Annotated in this window: 17 protein-coding genes and 2 pseudogenes; 12 read left to right on the top strand and 7 right to left on the bottom strand. The window is 64.9% G+C overall.

Annotated elements, in window-relative coordinates:
* The first annotated feature begins 500 nt into the window (after positions 1-500).
* Positions 501-1,649: a porin gene (locus FPJ27_RS06395; protein WP_204422363.1), complete on the top strand. Its 1,149-nt coding sequence runs from the start codon at positions 501-503 to the stop codon at positions 1,647-1,649.
* A gap of 155 nt (positions 1,650-1,804) precedes the next feature.
* Here FPJ27_RS06395 and groL read toward each other — a convergent pair whose 3' ends face one another.
* The 3 genes from groL to FPJ27_RS06410 all read right to left on the bottom strand — a co-directional run bounded on the left by groL (position 1,805) and on the right by FPJ27_RS06410 (position 4,861).
* Positions 1,805-3,445: a chaperonin GroEL gene (gene groL, locus FPJ27_RS06400; protein WP_204422364.1), complete on the bottom strand. Its 1,641-nt coding sequence runs from the start codon at positions 3,443-3,445 to the stop codon at positions 1,805-1,807.
* A gap of 12 nt (positions 3,446-3,457) precedes the next feature.
* Positions 3,458-3,748 (bottom strand): co-chaperone GroES, encoded by a 291-nt coding sequence (locus tag FPJ27_RS06405; RefSeq protein WP_072442269.1) that lies wholly within the window; start codon positions 3,746-3,748, stop codon positions 3,458-3,460.
* Between the two features lie 153 nt (positions 3,749-3,901).
* The gene (locus FPJ27_RS06410) at positions 3,902-4,861 is read right to left on the bottom strand and encodes a LysR substrate-binding domain-containing protein (protein ID WP_072442268.1); all 960 of its coding nucleotides are present in this window, start codon (positions 4,859-4,861) and stop codon (positions 3,902-3,904) included.
* 115 nt (positions 4,862-4,976) lie between these two features.
* Here FPJ27_RS06410 and FPJ27_RS06415 point away from each other — a divergent pair, with 115 nt between their 5' ends.
* Genes FPJ27_RS06415 through FPJ27_RS06425 form a run of 3 tightly spaced genes read left to right on the top strand, consistent with a single transcriptional unit; the run spans position 4,977 to position 8,240 of the window.
* Positions 4,977-6,167, top strand: coding sequence for a M20 aminoacylase family protein (locus FPJ27_RS06415; protein WP_204422365.1), 1,191 nt, complete (start codon positions 4,977-4,979; stop codon positions 6,165-6,167).
* 53 nt (positions 6,168-6,220) lie between these two features.
* The gene (locus tag FPJ27_RS06420) at positions 6,221-7,003 is read left to right on the top strand and encodes an ABC transporter substrate-binding protein (RefSeq protein WP_175960771.1); all 783 of its coding nucleotides are present in this window, start codon (positions 6,221-6,223) and stop codon (positions 7,001-7,003) included.
* Between the two features lie 52 nt (positions 7,004-7,055).
* Positions 7,056-8,240, top strand: coding sequence for a porin (locus tag FPJ27_RS06425; protein WP_204422366.1), 1,185 nt, complete (start codon positions 7,056-7,058; stop codon positions 8,238-8,240).
* A gap of 44 nt (positions 8,241-8,284) precedes the next feature.
* On the opposite strand, the gene FPJ27_RS06430 is transcribed toward FPJ27_RS06425, so the two are convergent.
* Complete coding sequence (locus tag FPJ27_RS06430) at positions 8,285-9,304, bottom strand: NAD(P)-dependent alcohol dehydrogenase (protein ID WP_204422367.1); 1,020 nt, start codon at positions 9,302-9,304, stop codon at positions 8,285-8,287.
* 126 nt (positions 9,305-9,430) lie between these two features.
* On the opposite strand from FPJ27_RS06430, the gene FPJ27_RS06435 reads away from it, so the two are divergent.
* The 8 genes and pseudogenes from FPJ27_RS06435 (at position 9,431) to FPJ27_RS36315 (ending at position 16,490) form a co-directional block, all read left to right on the top strand.
* Positions 9,431-10,342, top strand: a complete 912-nt coding sequence (locus FPJ27_RS06435) for a LysR substrate-binding domain-containing protein (RefSeq protein WP_072442260.1) — start codon at positions 9,431-9,433, stop codon at positions 10,340-10,342.
* A gap of 177 nt (positions 10,343-10,519) precedes the next feature.
* Complete coding sequence (locus FPJ27_RS06440) at positions 10,520-11,239, top strand: SDR family oxidoreductase (protein WP_072442258.1); 720 nt, start codon at positions 10,520-10,522, stop codon at positions 11,237-11,239.
* 147 nt (positions 11,240-11,386) lie between these two features.
* Complete coding sequence (locus FPJ27_RS06445) at positions 11,387-13,345, top strand: arylsulfatase (RefSeq protein WP_204422368.1); 1,959 nt, start codon at positions 11,387-11,389, stop codon at positions 13,343-13,345.
* A gap of 100 nt (positions 13,346-13,445) precedes the next feature.
* Positions 13,446-14,495, top strand: coding sequence for a formylglycine-generating enzyme family protein (locus tag FPJ27_RS06450; protein WP_204422369.1), 1,050 nt, complete (start codon positions 13,446-13,448; stop codon positions 14,493-14,495).
* Positions 14,492-15,304, top strand: coding sequence for a MetQ/NlpA family lipoprotein (locus FPJ27_RS06455; protein WP_204422370.1), 813 nt, complete (start codon positions 14,492-14,494; stop codon positions 15,302-15,304). Before FPJ27_RS06450 ends, FPJ27_RS06455 begins: the two co-directional genes overlap by 4 nt.
* Positions 15,211-15,429, top strand: a pseudogene (locus FPJ27_RS36310) (flagellin N-methylase); the annotation flags it as partial. The gene FPJ27_RS06455 and the pseudogene FPJ27_RS36310, both read left to right, overlap by 94 nt.
* Before the next feature lie 40 nt (positions 15,430-15,469).
* A pseudogene (locus tag FPJ27_RS06460) lies at positions 15,470-15,798 on the top strand (antibiotic biosynthesis monooxygenase).
* 389 nt (positions 15,799-16,187) lie between these two features.
* Complete coding sequence (locus FPJ27_RS36315) at positions 16,188-16,490, top strand: hypothetical protein (RefSeq protein WP_239483245.1); 303 nt, start codon at positions 16,188-16,190, stop codon at positions 16,488-16,490.
* A 233-nt stretch (positions 16,491-16,723) separates the two neighbouring features.
* Here the strand turns inward: FPJ27_RS36315 and FPJ27_RS06470 are convergent, their stop codons facing one another.
* From FPJ27_RS06470 to FPJ27_RS06480, 3 genes are read right to left on the bottom strand one after another with little or no spacing between them, the layout of a single operon-like run.
* On the bottom strand, positions 16,724-17,599 hold the full coding sequence (locus FPJ27_RS06470; RefSeq protein WP_239483246.1) for a hypothetical protein: 876 nt from the start codon (positions 17,597-17,599) through the stop codon (positions 16,724-16,726).
* Positions 17,565-21,419: a type VI secretion system Vgr family protein gene (gene tssI, locus FPJ27_RS06475; protein WP_204422371.1), complete on the bottom strand. Its 3,855-nt coding sequence runs from the start codon at positions 21,417-21,419 to the stop codon at positions 17,565-17,567. Before tssI ends, FPJ27_RS06470 begins: the two co-directional genes overlap by 35 nt.
* A complete protein-coding gene (locus tag FPJ27_RS06480) occupies positions 21,420-21,689 on the bottom strand; it encodes a PAAR domain-containing protein (protein ID WP_204422372.1) in 270 nt (89 codons plus the stop codon). It abuts the gene before it with no gap.
* Positions 21,690-21,833 lie beyond the last annotated feature (144 nt).

The raw sequence follows: 21,833 nt of genomic DNA on the forward strand, positions 1-21,833 counted from the left end.
GACACAGGCGCCCTGCCTGTCAGGCAGAAAAGCAACTCGGGGGACGAGGACTTCGGATGCGCATGTCGCGTGCTCGGTGGTGGATTGCCAACACATTCTAGTGAACGCAAACGCGGCCGCAAGTAAAAAGGTCGTAAAGGCGCCCTCTACGTGCAATGCCGGAGGTGCGCACGGGTGCGGCACGGCGCACCCCGGAACGTGTCGTTCGCGCCGCCGCCCCATGGCCATTCGCCGCCGTCCGCTTGCGTCAGGCTGGAATCGAGCTGCATCACGAAGCGCATCTTGCAGCCTCGATCCGGTGCGGACTCGACCGGTCGATGCAACACGATGGAAGCCGCGCGGCCGCGACCGCCATTGTTGACGACGTTGGAAAGGTCCAATCCAGAATCGGCAATAGGTTCCGGGAAAATGACCGATTATTCTCCCGATCGCAGTGCCGGGCCTCCGGGTGCGAGTGCCATCGGATTGCTTACAAAATCAATCGCTCAGGGAGACCTTTCATGAGACGCATCGTCGTTCCCGGTGGTATCGGCGTGGTGTTTGCCGTTGCAGCATCGTCCGCGTTCGCGCAGAGTTCCGTCACGTTGTATGGCCTCGTCGATACGGCGATCCGGTATCAGACCAATGCCGGCCCGGACGGCAAGGACCTGATCGGGATGACGGTCGGCCCGGAAACGCACAGCCGCTGGGGCTTGCGCGGCAGCGAGGATCTCGGCGGCGGGCTGTCGGCGATCTTCCGCCTCGAGAACGGCTTCGAGCTCGGCGACGGCAAGCTGCACGTCGCGAATACGCTGTTCAGTCGCCAGGCATACGTCGGCCTGTCGAGCGACCGCTACGGCTCGCTGACGTTCGGCAACCAGTACGCTCCGCTGTACGACACGATGGGCGATATCTTCGACCCGATGACCGTCGGCGACTACTGGCAGGACAGCTGGGCGTACAACGGCATCGGCAACTACCTGACGGTGCCGAACTCGGTGAAGTACAAGTTTTCCTACAGCGGCCTGAGCGTCGACGCGATCTACGGCTTCGGCAACCATGCCGGCGCGATGGGGCTCGACAGTACGTACGGCGTGGAACTGACCTATGCTCAGGGGCCCGCGTCGATCAACGCGGGCTATCAGCAGACTTCCGTGTCGTCCGTGAACGGCAGTTCGGTCAACGGCGCGAAGGTGAGCTTCGTGCACGTGAGCGGCGCGTATCAGGTCACGCCGTCCGTGCGGCTGCTGGCCGGCTGGCTGCACGGCCAGGACAAGACGGGCACGACGGACTTCAACATGCAGCAGGCCGGTGCGCCGGCGCTGAGCGGCGGCAGCCCGAACCGCATCGACGATACGTTCTACGTCGGCGCGAACTGGCAGGCCACCGCGCCGCTGCTGATCACGGTGGCAGGCTACTACGGCCACGCGCGCAACGCGGCGCGGCTCGACGGCACGCTCGGCTCGGGGATCAACTACTCGGCGACCGTGCTGGCCGAATATGCGCTGTCGAAGCACACCGAGGTTTACGGCACGGTGGACTTCGCGCGCGGCAACGGCGCGTTCGCCGCCGATTACCCGGGCGCCACCAACCGACTCACGGGCAAGGTCGACCAGATCGGCCGGACCAACAACGTTGGGGCGGCGATCGGTCTGCGCCAGATGTTCTGATGTTCTGAAGACGGTTCGCACGTTGCGGCGCGGCCGGAGGCGCCGTCGCGTCCGCAACTGCAGTGCGCATAAAAAACGCGTGGCGACCGAGGCCGCCACGCGTTGCATGCCCGAGCGTATCGCTGCCCGGTTCGGGCGGCACGCCGCGTCTATCGTCAGAAGTCGAACCCCGGCCCGCCCGCGCCCGGGCCGCCCGGCACCGCGGCCGGCGCCGCATCCTTCGGCGCTTCGAACACGGTCGCATCGGTCGTCAGCAGCAGCCCGGCGACCGACGCCGCGTTCTGCAACGCCGTGCGCGTGACCTTGGTCGGATCGAGCACGCCCGATTCGACGAGATCGCCGTACTCGCCCGTCTGCGCGTTGTAGCCGAAGTTGCCCGAGCCTTCCGCGACCTTCGCGACGACGACGCTCGCTTCCTCGCCCGCATTCGCGACGATCTGGCGCAGCGGTTCCTCGAGCGCGCGCAGCACGATCTTGATGCCCGCATCCTGGTCGGCGTTCACGCCCTTCAGCTCGCGGATCGCCTGACGCACGCGGATCAGCGCGACACCGCCGCCCGGCACGATGCCTTCCTCGACGGCCGCGCGCGTCGCGTGCAGCGCGTCGTCGACGCGATCCTTTTTCTCCTTCACCTCGATCTCGGTCGCACCGCCGACCTTGATCACCGCGACGCCGCCCGCGAGCTTCGCGACGCGTTCCTGCAGTTTTTCGCGGTCGTAGTCCGACGTCGCTTCGTCGATCTGCACGCGGATCTGCTTCACGCGCGCTTCGATGTTCTTTGCATCGCCCGCGCCGTCGATCACGGTCGTGTTTTCCTTGCCGACCTCGATGCGCTTCGCCTGGCCGAGTTCGGCGAGCGTCGCCTTCTCGAGCGTCAGGCCCGTTTCCTCGGCGACGACCTGCCCGCCGGTGAGGATCGCGATGTCCTCGAGCAGCGCCTTGCGGCGATCGCCGAAGCCCGGCGCCTTGACGGCAACGGTCTTCAGGATGCCGCGGATGTTGTTCACGACGAGCGTCGCGAGCGCTTCGCCTTCGACGTCCTCCGCGATGATCAGCAGCGGCCGGCCCGACTTCGCGACCTGTTCGAGCACCGGCAGCAGGTCGCGGATGTTCGAGATCTTCTTGTCGTGCAGCAGGATGTACGGGTTCTCGATCTCCGCGATCTGCTTGTCGGGATTGTTGATGAAGTACGGCGACAGGTAGCCGCGATCGAACTGCAGCCCCTCGACGACGTCGAGCTCGTCGGCGAGCGACTTGCCGTCCTCGACGGTGATCACGCCTTCCTTGCCGACGCGGTCGATCGCTTCGGCGATGCGCTGGCCGATCGATTCCTCGCCGTTCGCGGAGATCGTCGCGACCTGCGCGATTTCCTTGCTCGTGGTGGTCGGCCTGCTGATCTTCTTCAGCTCGTCGACGGCCGCTGCGACGGCCTTGTCGATACCGCGCTTCAGGTCGAGCGGGTTGAGCCCGGCCGCGACGTACTTCTGGCCTTCGCGCACGATCGCCTGCGCGAGCACGGTGGCCGTCGTCGTGCCGTCGCCGGCTGCGTCGCTGGTGCGCGACGCGACTTCCTTCACGAGCTGCGCGCCGATGTTCTGCAGCTTGTCCGCGAGTTCGATTTCCTTCGCGACCGATACGCCGTCCTTCGTGACGACCGGCGCGCCGAAGCTGCGTTCGAGCACCACGTTGCGGCCCTTCGGCCCGAGCGTGACCTTAACCGCGTTCGCGAGAATGTTCACGCCTTCGGTCAGCTTCGCACGTGCGACGTCGCTGAAAATGATTTCCTTCGCTGCCATGATTGCGCTCCGTTATTGATTGACGACCGCGACGATGTCTTCCTCGCGCAGGACGAGGAATTCATTGCCGTCCACCTTGACGGCCTGGCCCGCGTACTTGCCGAACAGCACGCGCTCGCCCACGTTCAGGTCGGGAACGATGCGCTGGCCGTCCGCGTCCTTGCGGCCCGGGCCGACGGCGATCACTTCGCCCTGGTCGGGCTTCTCTGCGGCGCTGTCGGGGATCACGATGCCCGACGCGGTGGTGGTTTCCTGGTCGAGTCGCTTCACGATGACGCGGTCGTGCAAGGGGCGTAGGCTCATCTTTTCGTCCTGTGCTGTTCTGTCGAAATTGGCTGGCACTCTTTGGAAGAGAGTGCTGACGAGTATAAAAACGCTCGGCGGCGCGATCCAATAACGGATTCGGAAAAGCATTCGCGCGGATGCGCTATGGACGGGAGACGGGCCGGGCGGCGGTCAGATCAGCAGCGATACCGTCCTGAACAGCGCGAGATCCTCCTTGCGCGCGGAGCGCGCATGCCTGCGGATCACGTGCAGCAGGCAGTCGATGAAGCAGCGAGCGGCGTCGCTCAGCGTGCTGCTGCGGCGCGTGACGATCCCGAGGTCGCGCGGCTCGAACGTCTCCTTCAGTTGCAACGGCAGCATCCGTTCGCCGAACGGCGGCACGGCCGCGAGTATCGTCGGGCACCACGTGCACATGTCGGCCTGCTCGAGCATCGTCTGCAGCATCGCGACCGACTGCGCGCGCACGATGCGCCGTTCGTCGATCCGTGCGCCGTGGCGCGTGAACAGGTAGTCGACGAGTGCGGCTTGCCCGTCGGCCGCGAAATTCAGCACCCAGTCGTTGTCGAGCAGGTCGTGGATCGATCGTGCGCGTTCGCGCGGATGGCCGGCGCGCACCATGACCGAGGTCTCGTAGCGCAGCATCGGCTCGAACGCGAATTCCTTCGTGCCGCCCGGTTGCACGTGCCCGAGCGCGAAGTCCATGCTGCCGTCGCGCAGCAGCGGCTGTGCGACGGCCATCAGCGCTTCGTAGAGTTCGAGGCGCACGTCGGGCATTCGCTCGCGAAAACGCAGCACGGCTTCCGCGAGGAACGTCATCGTGAGCCATGGCGTGACGCCGATGCTCAGCCGGCCCTCGACGCGGCCGCGCATGCGTTCGAGATCGCTCTGCGCGTGTTCGAGCTGCTTCAGCACGAGCTTCGCGTGCGTGAGCAGCGTCTTTCCGTATTCGGTGAAGCCGATGCCCTCCGGCGCACGCACGAGCAGCGGCAGGCGCTCGCTCGCCTCCAGCTCGCGCAGCGCGCGCGTGACGGCCGCCTGCGACAGCCCGAGCGTGCGTGCCGCGCCGCGGATGCTGCCGGCCTCCGCGCTCGCGACGAGCGCCTGCAACTGATGCAGCTTGATGTTGCTCATGGTGCGATACCCGACAACGAAAGGTTGTCATCATAACGAAACCGCGGCTGGTCGCCGGGATTTTCGCTGCATACGATTCGGCCACGGTCGGTCATCCGGGCGATCGACGACCGGAATGCATTCAGGAGAATCGGGGTTGGACCAGAAACATATTCATCCGGAAATAACGGCCATCGAGGCGGAGATGATCGCGCTGCGTCACCGGCTGCACGCGCATCCCGAACTTGGCTTCGAGGAGCACGCGACAAGCGATCTCGTTGCCGATTGCCTGACAACGTGGGGTTATCGGGTGACGCGCGGGCTCGGCGGCACGGGCGTGGTCGGCACGCTGACGCGCGGCGCCGGGAAACGGCTCGGATTGCGCGCGGACATGGACGCGCTGCCGATCCGCGAGACAACCGGGCTGCCGCATGCGAGCCGGCGCGACGGCGTGATGCACGCGTGCGGCCATGATGGCCACACGGCGATGCTGCTTGCGGCGGCCCGCTGTCTTGCGGGGCGCGCGCGCTTCGCGGGCACATTGAACCTGATTTTCCAGCCGGCCGAAGAAGGGCTCGGCGGCGCGAAGCGGATGATCGACGACGGACTGTTCACGCAATTTCCGTGCGATGCCGTGTTCGCGATGCATAACGTGCCGGGCCTGCCGGCCGGCGTGCTCGGCTTCTGCGACGGGGCGGCGATGGCGTCGGCCGACGAGGTGCGCGTGCGCGTGATCGGGCGCGGCGGGCATGGCGCCGCGCCGCACACGACGATCGATCCGGTGGTCGTGTGCGCGTCGATCGTGATGGCGTTGCAGACGGTCGTGTCGCGCAACGTGAATCCGCAGGAACTGGCGATCGTCACGGCCGGCTCGATCCATGCGGGCACCGCATCGAACGTGATCCCGCCGCATGCGGACCTTGAACTCAGCGTGCGTGCGCTGTCGCCGGACGTGCGCGCACTACTGGAGCGACGCATCCGCGAGATCGTGGATGGGCAGGCCGCGAGTTACGGCGCGACGGCCGAGATCGACTATCGATACGGCTATCCGGTGCTCGTCAATCACGCGGCGGAAACGGCATTCGCGCGCGATGTGGCCCGCGAATGGGGCGGCGACGCGGCGCTGATTCCGCATCTGCGGCCGATCGCGGCGAGCGAGGATTTTGCATTCATGCTCGAGAAGTGCCCGGGCAGCTACCTGTCGATCGGCAACGGCGACGGTGCGGCCGGATGCGGGTTGCACAACCCCGGCTACGACTTCAACGATGCTTGCCTCGCGACAGGTGCGAGCTACTGGACCGCGCTCGCGGAGCGATACCTCGGGTGATGCGGCCGCACGATTTCGGGTCACGATTCACGATTTACACAAGGAGACGGGCAATGAAACAGTGGATGGCGGCGCTCGCGGTGGCGCTGGCGGCAGGATCGGTGCATGCGGGCGACTGGACGGGCAAGGAGATCCGCCTCGCGGTCGATCCGACTTACCCGCCGCTCGAATACAAGCTGCCCGACGGCACGCTGACGGGCTTCGGGATCGATATCACGAATGCATTGTGCGCGGAGCTGCACGCGCGCTGCGTGTGGGTCGAGTCGAGCTTCGACGGGATGATCCCGGGGCTGCTCGCGCGCAAGTTCGACGTGATCGCGTCGTCGATGACGATCACGCCGAAGCGGATGCAGCAGATTGCGTTCACGAACCGCATCTCGAACGCACCCGCCCGGCTGATCGCGCGCAAGGGCACGCCGCTGCTGCCGACGGCCGAATCGCTGAAAGGCAAGCGCGTGGGCGTCGAGCAGGGTTCCGCGCAGGCCGACTACGCGGTCGCGAACTGGCAGCCGGCCGGCGTGCAGATCGTGTCGTACCAGAACCAGGATCAGGTGTACGCCGATCTCGTGACGGGGCGGCTCGACGCGGCGTTCCAGGCGTCGATCGCGGCCAGCGACGGTTTTCTGAAGAAGCCGCAGGGCAAGGACTTCATGTTCGCCGGCGCGCCGATCGACGACGCGAAGTACTTCGGGCAGGGCGACGGTCTTGGGTTGCGCAAGCAGGACAACGACCTGCGCGACGCGTTCAATCGCGCGCTCGCAACGATTCTCGCGAACGGCACGTACCAGCGGATCAACCGGAAGTATTTCGACTTCGATATCTACGGCACGAAGTAAGCAGCAGCGCACGAAACGTGCGCGATCGACCATAAATAAATAAGGATTACGGATGAACTGGAGATCGATTTTTGTCGCGCTTCCGGCGCTGTGCGCAGCGCCCGCGTTCGCGCAAGGCAGCGTCACGCTTTATGGCCTCGTCGATGCGGGAATCGACTATACGAACAACGTTGGCGGGCACAGTGCGTGGCAGATGGCGAGCGGCTTCGCGCAGGGCAGCCGCTGGGGGCTGAAGGGCACCGAGGACCTGGGCGGCGGCTACAGCGCGCTGTTCCAGATCGAGAATGGCTTCAACGTGAACAGCGGCACGCTTGCGCAGGGCGGCCGCATGTTCGGGCGTCAGGCCTACGTGGGGCTCGGCAGCACGCGCTTCGGCACGTTGACGCTCGGCCGGCAATACGATTCGGTCGTCGACTATCTCGCGCCGACGACCGCGAACGGGAGCTGGGGCGTCTATCCGTTCTCGCACCCGCTCGACAACGACAACACCGGCAACACGTTCCGCACGAACAATACCGTGAAGTATGCGAGTCCGGATTTCTCCGGCTTCTCGCTCGGCGGCACGTACAGCTTCAGCAACGACACGGGCTTCGCGAACAACCGGGTATGGAGCGTCGGCGCGCAGTACGAGCAGGGCGGCCTGCTCATCGGCGCCGCGTTCCTGAATTCGGACAACCCGGGCGCGACGTCGGGCGGCGCGATCGCGGGTTCCGGGTCGGTCGGCGCCGATGCGAATTTTGCGTCGGCACGGCTGCGGATCTTCGGAGCGGGCATCAACTACACCGCAGGGCCCGCGACGGTCGGGTTTGCGTACACCAACAGCAACGTCACGCGGCCGACCGCGAACGTCGGCTACCTGTTCGGCGACGAAACGATCGAACCCGTGACCGGGCCGCTTGCGGGCGGTACGGTGACGTCGATCAAGTATCAGAACTTCGAAGTGAACGGCAAGTATCAGTTCACGCCGGCGTTGTTCGTCGGCGCGCAATACGTGTACACGACGGCGCGCTACGACGCGACGACCGGCGCCGCAAAGCCGAAGATCCATTCGTTCGGCTTGATGGCCGACTACAACCTGTCGAAACGCACGGATGTGTATCTGATGGGCGCGTACCAGCGGATCGCCGGAGACGCGACCGGCTCGTCGCTCGATCAGGCATATATTCCCGGCGCGGCCGATCTGTCGTCGACGTCGAAGCAGTTGATGGTGCACGCGGGGATTCGGCACAAGTTCTGATGGAACCTGCCGGAAAGAAGGCGGCGGCCCGCCGCCTTCATCCATCACGAAGCGACGCGAATCACGACCTTGCCGAAATGCTGCCCCGACTGCAGGTACGCATACGCTTGCGGCGCTTCGTCGAAGCCGAACACGCGATCGACCACCGGCTTGATCCGCTTCGCATCGACGAACCGCACGACGTCGTCGAGCATCGCGCGGCTGCCGACCATGATCCCGTGCAATTGCCGAATGCCGCCGATCAGCGACAGCAGCCCGAGTTCGGGGCCGCCGAAGCCGCTGACGCCGCCGATCACCGACACGATGCCGCCCAGCTTCGTCGCGGCGACCGAGCGCGGCAGCGTGTCGTGTCCGCCGACTTCCAGGACGAGATCCGCGCCCGCGCCGCCGGTGAGCCGCAGCACTTCATGCTGCCACTCGGGCGTCGCCCGATAGTTGATCGTTGCGTCCGCACCGAGTGCGCGGGCGCGTTCGAGCTTCGCGTCGCTCGACGACGTGACGATCGTGCGCAACCCCGCCGCGTGCGCGAGCTGCAGCGCGACGATCGAGACGCCGCCCGTGCCGAGCAGCACGACGGTCGAGCCCGGCCCCGCGCCGCCGTCGGCGAACAGCGCGTTCCAGGCGGTGATGCCCGCGCACGACAGCGTCGCCGCTTCGTCGTAGTCGAGATGCGCGGGAATCGCGACCAGCGCCGCTTCGTCGGACACGAAGTGCTCGGCCAGCACGCCGTCGAATTGCGCGCCGGGCGAACCCGAGACCTTCTGCGGCGTGGGCGGCCCGTCGATCCAGCGCGGGAAGTACGTGTTGATCACGCGATCGCCCGGCTTGAAGCGCGTGACGTCGCGGCCGGTTTCGACGACTTCGCCGGCGCCGTCGGCAACAGGAATCAACGCGTCCTTGCCGATGCCGAGATAGTCGCCGCGCGCGAACATCAGGTCGCGGTAGTTCAGTCCTGCCGAGTGGATTTTCACGACGACGTCGGTCGGCCCGACCGGCCGGCGTGTCGCGTCGATGCGCCGGAGCCCGGCAGCGCCGTCGCCGGGTTTGATTTGCCATGCGTGCATGTCGACTCCTTTTCGAGATAGGTCGAACTATCATAGTGTTGCGCACGGGGACGCATTGGCGAGAATTCGGCCACTGACTGTCGCCGTCATGGACACAAACCTGTCATCCAACCGGAGCGGAATCGCATGGACGAGCGTTTGAGAGGCGTCGCCGAATTCGTCGACGTCGTGGAGTCGGGCAGCTTCGCGGCGGCGGCGCTGCGCATCGGCGTCACGCGTTCGGCCATCGCGAAGGTCGTCGCGCGGCTCGAACGCCGTCTCGGCGCGCGGCTGCTGCAGCGCACGACGCGCCAGCTCAGCCTGACCGACGAAGGGCTCGTCTATTACGAGCAGTGCCGGCGGCTGCTGGCCGATCTCGGCGAAACGGAGGCCGCGCTCGACGCGGGCCGGCGCGAGCCGTCGGGGCGGCTGCGCATCAGCGTGCCCGTGCTGTTCGGGCGGCAATGCGTTGCGCCCGTCATGCGGCGCCTCGTCGAGCGTCATCCGCGGCTCGAGATCGACGTGTCGTTCAGCGATCGCCTGGCCGACCTGATCAACGACGGTTTCGACGTCGCGGTGCGCATCGGCGAGCTTGCGGATACGAGCACGCTCGTCGGGCGGCGGCTTGGCGTACAGCGAATGGGCATTTGCGCATCGCCCGCGTATCTCGAACGTCACGGCCGACCGACGGGGCTCGACGAACTCGGGTCGCACGTCGGCATCGCATATTCGCGCGGCGGGCAGCCGGCACCATGGCGGATCATCGGTGCGGACGGCGCGGTGCACGACCACCGCGCGGCCGGCCGCCTGCGGTTCGACGACCTGCAGGCGATCGCCGATGCGGCCGCTGCCGGCGCGGGCCTCGCGTGGCTGCCGTGCTGGCTGATGGCGCCTTACCTGCGCGACGGCCGCCTCGTGCTCGTGATGGACAGCAACAGCGTGTCGGGCGCCGAGGTGTTCGCGGTGCGGCCGTCGTCGCGCCACGTGCCGTCGAAGGTGCGGGTCGTCATCGATGCGCTCGTCGACGAGATTCCGCGGATGCTGGCGTCGGAAGACTGAGGCGGGAAGGCGACCCGCACAAGCGCGCACCGCATCCGGGTGGAGCGGCTGAACGATGCGGGCGTGGCGACCGTACGCGTTTTTCCGATCCGATGCACAATCGTCCGGAACGCGGATGCGCCGCGTGGCTGCATACGCATCGCGACTTCTTCGATTCCTTCCACACAGGCACGAATCATGTCATCCCGCACCTACCTCGTCACAGGCGCGTCGCGCGGCATCGGCTTCGCGGTCAGCACATTTCTGGCGCAGCGCGGCCATCGCGTCATCGGCCTAGCGCGGCATGCGCAGGGCATCGATTTCCCCGGCGAATTGCTCGCGTGCGATCTTGCCGACATCGAACGGACGGCGGCAACGCTCGCGCGCATCAGCGAGCGGCACGACGTCGACGGCATCGTCAACAACGCCGGCATCGTGTTGCCGCAGCCGCTCGGGCAGATCGATTTCGGGTCGCTGCAGGCGGTGTTCGATCTGAACGTGCGGGCCGCGATCCAGGTCACTCAGCACTTTGCGGATGCGATGAAGGCGCGCGGTCACGGGCGCATCGTCAACATCTGCAGCCGCGCGATTTTCGGCAGCCTCGATCGCACCGCGTATTCGGCCGCGAAGAGCGCACTCGTCGGCTGCACGCGCACGTGGGCGCTCGAACTGGCCGAGCATGGCGTGACCGTCAACGCGGTCGCGCCGGGCCCGATCGAGACCGAACTGTTCCGACAGACGCGGCCGGTCGGCAGCGAAGCCGAACGCAAGGTGCTCGCGACGATTCCCGCGCGCCGGCTCGGCACGCCCGACGACGTGGCGGCCGCGATCGCGTTCTTCCTGTCCGACGAAGCCGGTTTCGTCACGGGGCAGGTGCTGGCCGTGGACGGCGGCGGCAGCCTCGGCGGGCGCAGCTGACGCATCGCGGCGCGGGCCGCGCCAAACGGCCTGCATCGGGCCCGCATCGCATATTCCCGTGCCCCGTTAGCATGTGACGAATCCGACTTTGGGCGCCGCGCGCGCGACGCTAAGATCGCCGATCCCGTAGATCGAGCGTTCACGATAATGAACAAGTCCGCGTCGCCGTTGCATGCTTTCCGTTTCCGTGTCGTCTGCGCCGCGATCGCCGGCGCGGTGTCGCTCGCATCGTGCGGCGGCGTCGACAGCGATTCGCCGCCTTCGCAGGTCGGCACGACACCGCCGCAGGCCGCGAAACGCCCGAACATCCTGTACATCATGGCCGACGATCTCGGCTATTCCGACATCCATGCATTCGGCGGCGAGATCAACACGCCGAACCTCGACGCGCTCGTCGCATCGGGCCGCATCCTGTCGAACCATCACACGGGCACCGTGTGCGCGATCACGCGTGCGATGCTGGTGTCCGGCACCGATCACCATCTCGTCGGCGAAGGCACGATGGGCGTGCCGACCGACGAGCGGCGCGGGCTGCCCGGCTACGAGGGCTACCTGAACGACCGCGCGCTGTCGTTCGCACAACTGCTGAAGGACGCCGGTTACCACACGTATATCGCGGGCAAGTGGCACATCGGCTCGGGGATCGTCGGCAGCGCGACGGGCAGCGGGCAGACGCCCGACCAGTGGGGCTTCGAGCGCAGCTACGTGCTGCTCGGCGGCGCGGCGACCAACCACTTCGCGCACGAGCCGGCCGGCTCGTCGAACTACACGGAGGACGGCCGGTACGTGCAACCTGGCCAGCCCGGGCAGCCGGGCGGCGCGGGCGGCAGCCCGGCCGTGTTCTATTCGACCGATTTCTATACGCAGAAGCTGATCTCGTACATCGATTCGAACCAGCGCGACGGCAAGCCGTTCTTCGCCTATGCGGCGTACACGTCGCCGCACTGGCCGCTACAGGTGCCCGAACCGTGGCTGCACAAGTACGCGGGCGTCTATGACGCCGGCTACGACGCGATCCGCAACGCGCGGATCGCGCGGCAGAAAGCGCTCGGCCTGATTCCCGCCGACTTCAAGCCGTTCGACGGCGTGCCCGAAACGACGGCGGCGTCGCCCGCGACCGCGAACAACGGCACCGCGAGCGCGAAATACATCAGCGCGGTGCATCCGGCCGCGGACGGCTACAGCGACTACGGCACCGGCAAGGTCGACAAGCTGTGGTCGAGCCTGTCGCCGGCCGAGCGCCGTGCGCAGGCGCGCTACATGGAGATCTACGCGGGGATGGTCGAGAATCTCGACTACAACATCGGCCTGCTGATCCAGCACCTGAAGGACATCGGCGAATACGACAACACGTTCATCATGTTCCAGTCGGACAACGGCGCGGAAGGCTGGCCGATCGATTCCGGCGCGGACCCGACGGCGACCGACACCGCGAATGCGCAGGAGCCGACCTATTCGGCGCTCGGCACCGACAACGGCAAGCAGAACGCGCAGCGCCTGCAGTACGGGCTGCGCTGGGCCGAAGTGAGCGCGTCGCCGTTCCGGCACACGAAGGGTTATTCGGCCGAAGGCGGCGTATCGACGCCGACGATCGTGCGCCTGCCGGGGCAGTCGCAGCAACTGCCGACGCTGCGCGCGTTCACGCACGTGACCGACAACACGGCGACCTTCCTCGCGGTCGCGGGCGTCACGCCGCCGTCGCAACCGGCGCCGCCGCTCGTCAACACGCTGACGGGCGTCGACCAGAACAAGGGCAAGGTGATCTACAACAACCGCTACGTGTACCCGGTCACGGGCCAGTCGCTGTTGCCGGTGCTCACCGGGACGGCGACGGGCGAGGTGCACACGGCGCCGTTCGGCGACGAAGCGTACGGCCGCGCGTACCTGCGCAGTGCCGACGGCCGCTGGAAGGCGCTGTGGACCGAGCCGCCGCTCGGGCCGCTCGACGGTCACTGGCAGCTTTACGACCTCGCGTCGGATCGCGGCGAGACGACCGACGTGTCGGCGCAGAACCCGTCGGTGATCGGCACGCTCGTCGACCAGTGGAAGACTTACATGAGCAACGTCGGCGGCGTCGAGCCGCTGCGTCCGCGCGGTTATTACTGAGCGCCCCCGGACCTGTCGCTTCGCTCCAGGGCCGCCCGGGGGACTTCCTTCGGGGCGGAAAACCTGGGGCGGCAAGGCGCTTTCTTGAAAGGACGACACGATGCGGTTCCGGTTCTGGACGATCGGCGCGGCGCTCGCCGCCACGCTGTTCGCCGCCGCGTTCGCGGTGGGCTATGCGAATCCGGCGGCGCCCGCGGGCGGCGCATTCGACGACGCGAATCGCGGCCGCGCGCTCGCGCCGCTCGGCTCCGAGCGGCAGTGCGAGCGCTATTCGGGGCTGCCGGCAAAGTGGCGCGACGACCCCAAGGCCGGGATGGTGCATCTGCGCGGCGGCGCGTTCGTGTTCGGCAGCACGCGCGGTTATGCGGACGAGCGTCCGGCCGGCGACGGCCGCACGCACGTCGGCGGCTTCTGGATCGACCAGACCGATGTGACGATCGCGCAGTTCGCCGCATTCGTGCAGGCGACCGGCTACGTGACCGAGGCCGAGCAGCAGGGCGGCGCGGCGGTGTTCCATGTGCCGACGCGCGACGAGATGAATGCGCGCGACCTCGCATGGTGGTCGTGGGTGAAGGGGGCATCGTGGCGTCATCCGCGCGGGCCCGGCAGCGGCGTCGACGGGCTCGGCAACCTGCCCGTCACGCTCGTCACGCAGCGCGATGCGCTCGCGTATGCGCGCTGGCTCGGCCGCGATCTGCCGACCGAGGCCGAATGGGAATACGCGGGCAAGGCCGGCCGCGACGACGCGTCGCTCGACGCGGCGCCGCGCGACGCGCAGGGCAAGCCGGCCGCGAACTACTGGCAGGGCGCGTTCCCGGTGCTCGATACGGCCGAGGACGGTCACGCGGGCCTCGCGCCCGTCGGCTGCTATGCGGCGAACGGCTTCCGCCTCTACGACATGATCGGCAATGCCTGGGAATGGACGAAGGACGCGTACACGGGCCCGCATCAGCCGCATGCCAACGGCGATACGGCGGCCGTCGCGCCGCCGACGCGCCGGCACGATACGCCGATGGTCATCAAGGGCGGCTCGTTCCTGTGCTCGCGCGACTACTGCGTGCGCTATCGCGCGTCGTCGCGCGAACAGCAGGAGGCCGATCTCGGCGCGTCGCACATCGGCTTTCGCACGATCCTGAGGGATGCATCGTGAGGAGCCGCATCGTGCGATCCGTCTCCGTATGGCTGCTGGCCGCGTGCGGTGTCGTCCATCAGGGATCGGCCGTTGCGGCCGAATCGGTTGCCCCGGCCGTGCGCGTCGGCGTGACGCGCGGCGTGCATGCGCAGATCCTGGACGAAGTGAAGCGGGTCGCTGCTGCACGCGGGTTGGGTGTCGACGTCGTCGAATTCGACGATGCGTCGCGCATCGACGCGGCGCTCGCCGACGGCCGGATCGACGCGGCCAGCTTCGAGGATGCGCAACAGCTTGCCGCGACGCGCGCGCGGAAACGTTACGCGCTGACCGAAGTCGCGCCGACCGTCACGCTGCCGATGGCGCTCTATTCGCGCAAGCTGAAAAACCTGAACGAATTGCCGCCCGGCGCGACGGTCGCGATTCCCGCCGATCGGCGCGGGATGGCGCGCGCGCTCGTGCTGCTGCAGAACGACACGCTGGTGACGCTGCGCGAGCAGGCCGGCCTGCATGCGACGCTGCGCGACGTGACCGGCAACCGGCTCGGGCTGAAGCTCGTCGCGCTGCGCCGCGATCGTCTTCACGCCGCGCTCGACACGGCTGCGTTCGTCGCGATCGACAGCGACGATGCCGCCCGCGTCGGGCTGCAGCCCGCGCGCGACAGCATCGGCATCGAGGACGCGCGTTCGCCGTACGCGAACGTGCTGACGGTGCGCAACGCCGATCGCGCGAAACCGTGGGTCGCGCAGCTCGTCGCCGCATATCACTCGGACGACGTCGCGCGCTTCATTCTCACGCGTTACCAGGATTCGGTGCGGCGGCCGTGGTAGACACGTACCTGCTCGCGTGCAATGCATGCGGACGCTGCTGCAACAGCGCGCCGACGCTGTCGCTGCGCGAACTGTTCCGGCATCGGCGCCGCTTCGTCGGCGCGCTGACGATCCGTCGCGTGCCTTACACTTGGCGCTCTTTCAATCGATTCCGACGGAGCGGGCATGTACGCGTCGACCTTCATTTTTCGTGCCGGGCAATACGATGACGAATTCCACCGGCTCGACCGGCAGATCGCCGACATGGCGCGCGCGACGCCCGGCTATCTCGGCGAGGAGACGTGGGAGAGCGCCGAAGCGGGGGGCTGATCCAGAACGTCTACTACTGGGAATCGGAGGCGGCGCTGCAGCAATTGATGCAGCATCCGGCGCATCTCGAAGCGAAGGCGAAGCAGGCGCGCTGGCTCGACGGCTATCGCGTCGTGATCTCGAAGGTGCTCCGCGAGTACGGCGACGGCAAGCTGACGCAGCCGCATGCGGGGCAATCTGCGTGACTGGCTGTCTGATTCATTCCTTTCGTATTACGGATAAATAACGGGAGACCGCGCGCGGCGGCCCGTATGCGCATGCGGGCTTCCGCGGCATCGCGTGCAATCAATTCTTCATCAAGCATGGCCGAGACGGCGGGGCTTCGCGTCGTCAGTCTGTCCGATGCTGTCCTATCCGTTCGGGATGTGGTTCGCTCGACGCGAACACGCTGTATGTCGCGGACGAAGGCGACGGCTACACGGGCGGCCCGGACCTGTACACGCATGCAGTCGCGCAGACGGGCGACGGCCTTCAGAAGCGGGTCTTTGACGCGAGCGCGAAGCAGTGGAAGCTCTCGTACACGCTGCAGAACGGGCTGAACCTCGGCCAGCCGTATTCGGTCGCCGGCTATCCGGTGGGCAACAATGCGGCGACGGCGCTACCGTGGGCGCCGGCGATTGCCGGCCTGCGCAACCTGACGGGCCGCGTCGAACGCGACGGCACGGTGACGATCTGGGCGATCACGTCGACGGTCAGCGGCAACGGCGATGTGGGCGCCGATCCGAATCGGCTGGTCGCGGTGCGCGACGTGCTCAAGAACACGAGCGTGACGACGGCCGCGCACGAGCAGTTCGCCGTGCTGCGGACGGCGAAATTTGCGGAAGTGCTGCGGGGGATCGAGTTCGCGCCGGGGACGGATACGGGGCGGTGGCATTGAGGTGACGGGCCTCGGTTGAGGCCGGGCTGAAGGCGAACGCGGCCGCCCGATGGCGGCGGCCGCGTTTAGTTGGGCTGCTGCGCCCGTTGCCCCGCGCGCTTCAGGTCAGAAAAGGGAAGGGGGCGGGGAGATTTCAATAGCTTGGGCACTTCTTCGCGCCAGTGCAACTCTCCCGTCGGCTTTTAGCGTTCCACCGGTATGGGCTCGCAAGTACGAACTCAATCGGATGCTTCTCACGATCGTTCCTGATATTCCTCGAACCACATCCACCGACCTGGCTCAAACAGGTTCGTGTACTGGTTCCGTTCCGCTTGCTCCCGAGGGGTGAGCTTGCGGACATCGGGAAATTTTTGCCCCTTCCAGATCAGATGAATATCCGAATTGGAAGTCTTGGTGTAGCCCTGCCATATCCCTGTTTCTGGGCACAGAATGCCCGTACACAGATTCATCAACTCGTATTTGTGGCGCTTGACCTGTTGCTCCTCTAAGCGGCGCTGCTTACGTTCTTCCGGTTTCAAGATTTTGTACGTGCGGCGTATATCGACTATCCACAATTGCTGCGGAAATGATCCATCTAACGGATTTATGTAACCTAGATCGACATCGATTGGAAATTTACTGCCAGGAATATCTTTCGAGCGGTAGCGAAAGGACTGCAAATTGGGAGCCTCGGGGGTACGCCCGCTCAATTCATTTCCATATTCACGGTTTCCGCGATAGTCAACCCAATAGTCCTCCAACTGGAGAAGCGATTTGATTTCCGTGTCAGGTAGGTTGGCAACCCTTGCATCAATGACAATTCTTACCCCAGCCGGAACAATTTTCACTTTGTCGCGATCATCGCTGTAGTCCTCCGGATCGTCGCCGGTGGAAAATTCAATCTTCGTTCCACGTAGCGCACGATTTTTGTATTTATAAAGAAATCCTGTTGCAGGGGGGTGTGTCCACGTTGTGTAGTTTGTCCCGAAGACAATATATTCAGGATTGTATGGTGCATCATCACGCAGGATCGCCATTGCCGTTTTTAGGATGCTTCGCAGCATGACGCGCTGCTCTTCGTCGGTCGCCTGCATTTCAAATCCCTCCCCCAATGGCTTGAAGTGAAGCATCGTATCCTCCTGTGCATGTACCGGGATTACGAACGAAAGCACGATCAGGATGGTCCCAATAGGCTTGCACCACTTCAGCGCACGCATAGGCATCTTCTTCATGTAACTGGCTCCGGTATCCTTCTTCGAAACTCACCATCTTGGCCGCTGTTTCTGGCGACACTCGCAACAGCTTGCACACTTCGGCCTGTGCAATTGGTACATCGGGCTTTACATAGGCTCCGCCCGTCTGATTTTGTATGTACGAAATCATCCAGTAATAGTGGAAAACCAAGATGCGATGAAGTCCCGTGGCAACTCGTACATCATCGGGTACTTTTACTTTCCCTGCGGCCTCGAAAATCGTTTGTGGCGAGCTGGCTTTATATACTTGCGTCGTCTGTGAGAGCATCGCATAGTCATTCGGGTGTTGCTGAAGAAAGGTCATCATCCAGAATGTCTGCTGGCAATGTCGTGCTTCGTGATAAAGCATATCCGCGAATGCCTTCAGGGTTCCGTCCAGGGTAGTCGGATTATGCGACGATGCAATGATTTTAGCGATTTCTGTCTCTTGGATGGCTATTATCCAGTACCTCCCGATAAATGACGCGCTGACATCCGAGCGCATGTTGTATTTGGTTGGGCCTTCCTTTGAATTAACAATATCTATCTTGGGAATTGCTCCATTTGACTTCATCGGGTCGCCTGGCGAACCTTTGGGTAATCCAAATGGTCCCGCAGAAAGGGCTGTGCTCAATGTTTTGTCAACTGAAAGCGCGATATTTTCCTTTAATTCTTCTGATATCGAGCCACTCAACGTATTGAACTTGCCCCACTCAATTCCATAGAGTGCTTTCTTGATCGCCGCCGTATAGGTTTTCGTAACCGGATACTCAACATCGCGGCGTACCGGCATGTCGGGAGGCGAGTCGTCCTGTTTAGTCCCGTCCACGAAGTGATGGAAACGCAGTCCGAAGTTGAGCGGGTCGCAGCTCGCGAACGCGGCCGGCTGGCTCTCGGAAGTTGCCCCCTGTTCCGGGGTGCTGACTTTCTTGCCTTTGATTGTTGCGGTACGCTTGTCGGCGTTCGGTGCCTTGGCGGTGTAGGGCGTCTTGTTATCGCGCACGACGACGGCGCGGTTGACCGCAATCACCTTGTCCGGATCGCTCGCCGCCAGAAGCTCCACCGTGGCGAACGAGATGTCGTGGCTCGTTACCACTTCCGTTTCGCCCAGCGCGTTACTCACCCCCTCAATTGTGCGACCGTTATCAAGCGTGACGCGGTACGGCTGGTTCGGTAGCGCAAACCCGCTGTCATGCTCCAGCAGCACAAAGTGCGCGGCAAACTGCCCCGGATGCTCGGGCGTGACCGGCACGCGCATCGGCCGTATCTGTGCGGCGTCTGTCTGATGACTGCCCGCGTGGATTGTGTGCTCGCCCGCCGTCTTTACGACATACCCCAGTTCGCTGATGCGAACCTCCGTACTGCCTGCATGCAGCACGATTTCCTCTGCCGCATGCAGGTGGATGCTGTCGGTCGTACTCGTGATGTTGATCGCCTTCTTCGCGGTGAGGTCAACACCATCGGTCTGCGCATCGATGCGCACTTTCCCGGCTGCGGCGACAAGCGTCATGCCAGCCTTGTGCACGAACAGCGAGAACGCGTTCGATACGCTCGCGAATAGCGACCGGCCGACCGCGAGCCCGACATGCCGGCCGCTCGTCACCGCCACATCCTCACCGCTCGCGATATGGGCGCCGCGCTCGGCCGCCAGACAGATCCCCGCCGGTCCGGCCAGCACGATATCGGCCTCCGTCAGCTCCGGGAAGTCGTCCGCCGTGCCAGACGGTATTCCCCGAATCGCATCGTTGCGCTCCTTGATCGCTCGGGTTACGTCGCTCTGATCCGCGCCACGTTGTTGTGCTTCGTGCTGTTGCGCTAAATCCGTGAGGCTTTCCTGTAGCTCGCGCGCCCGCGTCAGCCGTCCCACGGCCTCTTTGGCGTCCTTTGCATGGCCGGAGCCACCCGGTTGACCGTCCGTCAGCACGAACAAGCCCTTCAGTGCGCGCACCACACCCCAGTCGTCGGTGCGAAGATCGAAGCCCCTGCCGCGCGCATCGGCGCGCCCCTTTTTTCGGGTGATGCATCGGATATTGCCGAGACTCAGTTGCGATGTGCCCGCGTCGCTGGCAATCTGCGTCTGGATTTGCTCCCGCGTATCGTCAATCGCCACATGGCCGGATGCGGTACCGTGGAATTCCCGGCCGCGAATCACCGATACCGCGTGATTGTGAGGCTGGTCCAGTGCAGGCTGGCGGAACGCGTTGACCGCACTGCCAACGATCACGGGCAAGTCCGGGTCGCCGTAGTAGTGCGATACCGCCACTTCATGACCGATGCGCGGGATGAACGTCGCGCCCATGTCGACGCCTTGCCACGGCGACAGCACGCGCAACCAGATGCCCGCTTGCTCGTCGTGTTTGCCCTGGCGATCCCATTCGAACTGCACCTTCACGCGACCGTATTGGTCCGTCCAGACTTCCTGTCCGGCCGGCCCGACCACAATCGCCTTCTCTGGCCCGCTCAGGATAGGTTTGCGGACGCTGCGTTCCAGTCGGAACGACTCGTTCGTCGGCAGCAGCTCGAATCGCGCGTCGGCGCGATAGGTTTGTGCGCCACCGGTCCGCCCGACGAGGTCTTCGATGTCGAGCGTGCAAGACACGACGAGGTATTCACGGTTCGCCGCTAGCTGCGGATGGCCGGTGAGCGTAAAGGTGCGACCGACCGTGAGGCCGCGCAGATGCCCCTTACCGTTCGCGCGCCGCCCCGCGCAACGCTGCATCTCGAGCTGCACACGCGCGAAGTGCTGCGCCTCCCGCCCCGTATCGTTCGGTTGACCTGTCAGCCCCTGAGCGCCCGCCAGCGGTTGACTGTAGTCTCCCCAATCATAAATTTCGCCATCTGAGCTGGCCGTCGGGCGAGGATCTTCTACAGTAATGCCCAGCGTCGCACGTGGGCGTGTGTAGTCGTAGTCCGTCACGGTTACGCGTCCCGACGTCAGTCGGCTGGTCACGGACAACGTGTGAATGTGTTCCTCATCGATGCGCTGACCGCCGGGCGGCAGATAACGCAGCGTCTCATAGGCCGCGCCGTGCGGCCGGTGACCGCCCATCGCGTCGCACAAGACCAGACGATGATGGCCGCCGTCGTGCTCAATCCACCACCAGATTCCCCATTCCTCCCAGAGGCGTTGCAGAAACGTCCAATCCGATTCAAACGCCTGTCGCTGCACGTCGCGTTTGGGATAGGCGCCCCGGAATGCGCCTAGGCGTCTATCGACAGGGTAGGGATACTTCGAAAGCACCGCGTCGGTGATTTCAATGACGGTCATATCCTGAAACAGGCGGCAGTCCTGCGTCAGCGTCGCACGATGAAGCCACGGTCGGAGTTCCAGTTCGAATAGGATCGAATCGCGATCCTCACCCGCAAGCCGGGCTACTTCGACCAATCCGGTGATCTCGCGCGTGCCCGCGCCGATGTTGCCGAGCCCGGCGTTTCCCGCCAGCCCGGGAATGAATTGCCCTTTGCCCTCGAGCTGGATCGATACGGTTACTTCAGTGCCGACCAGTTTGTCCAGATCGAGATCGGCCGTGCGACTGGGCGAAACCGCATAGGCGTCGTCGGTACGCAGCATGACGAGGTAGCGGCATTCATCGAGACGGCCGATGGTCTCGGTGCCTTGCAGGCGCACTGGAACGAATACCGGTAGCCGGTCCATCCCATAGGTCGGCAACGATGCGCCCGCGATGGACAGTGTGCGAACCCGGGGGAAAATCGCCATTTACGCTGCCCCCGTTGTTCGCTGGCCAATGACGGTCGCACCGCAACCGGTCTTGTCGCCGCGATAGCCAACACGCCGGCCGCGATGCGTACGCGGGCCACTCGCCAGCAACGGAAAAATGCCACCGCATTTCGGACAACGAACGCCATGGCCGTCAAGCGCCACGCCGATCCCGAGATGTTTCAGGTCATTCGCGCATTCGATGACTTCGCCGCCGTGGTTGGTTGGGTCACCCAGGCGGACCATTTCGCGGCCTTGTGCATTTTTCATCAGCGATCTCGCATATCACGTGGATCGAGATTGATAACGTGAAAATGCGGCGTCGCCTATGGGATGAATACGATTTTTCCGACTTTGACTCTCGTTAAACAAAAGGTGGTTGTTTTTCGTGCGCTAATGTCGAATGCGGTGCGG

The organism is Burkholderia sp. MS455 (assembly GCF_016899445.1).
Classification (GTDB): Bacteria; Pseudomonadota; Gammaproteobacteria; order Burkholderiales; family Burkholderiaceae; genus Burkholderia; species Burkholderia pyrrocinia_C.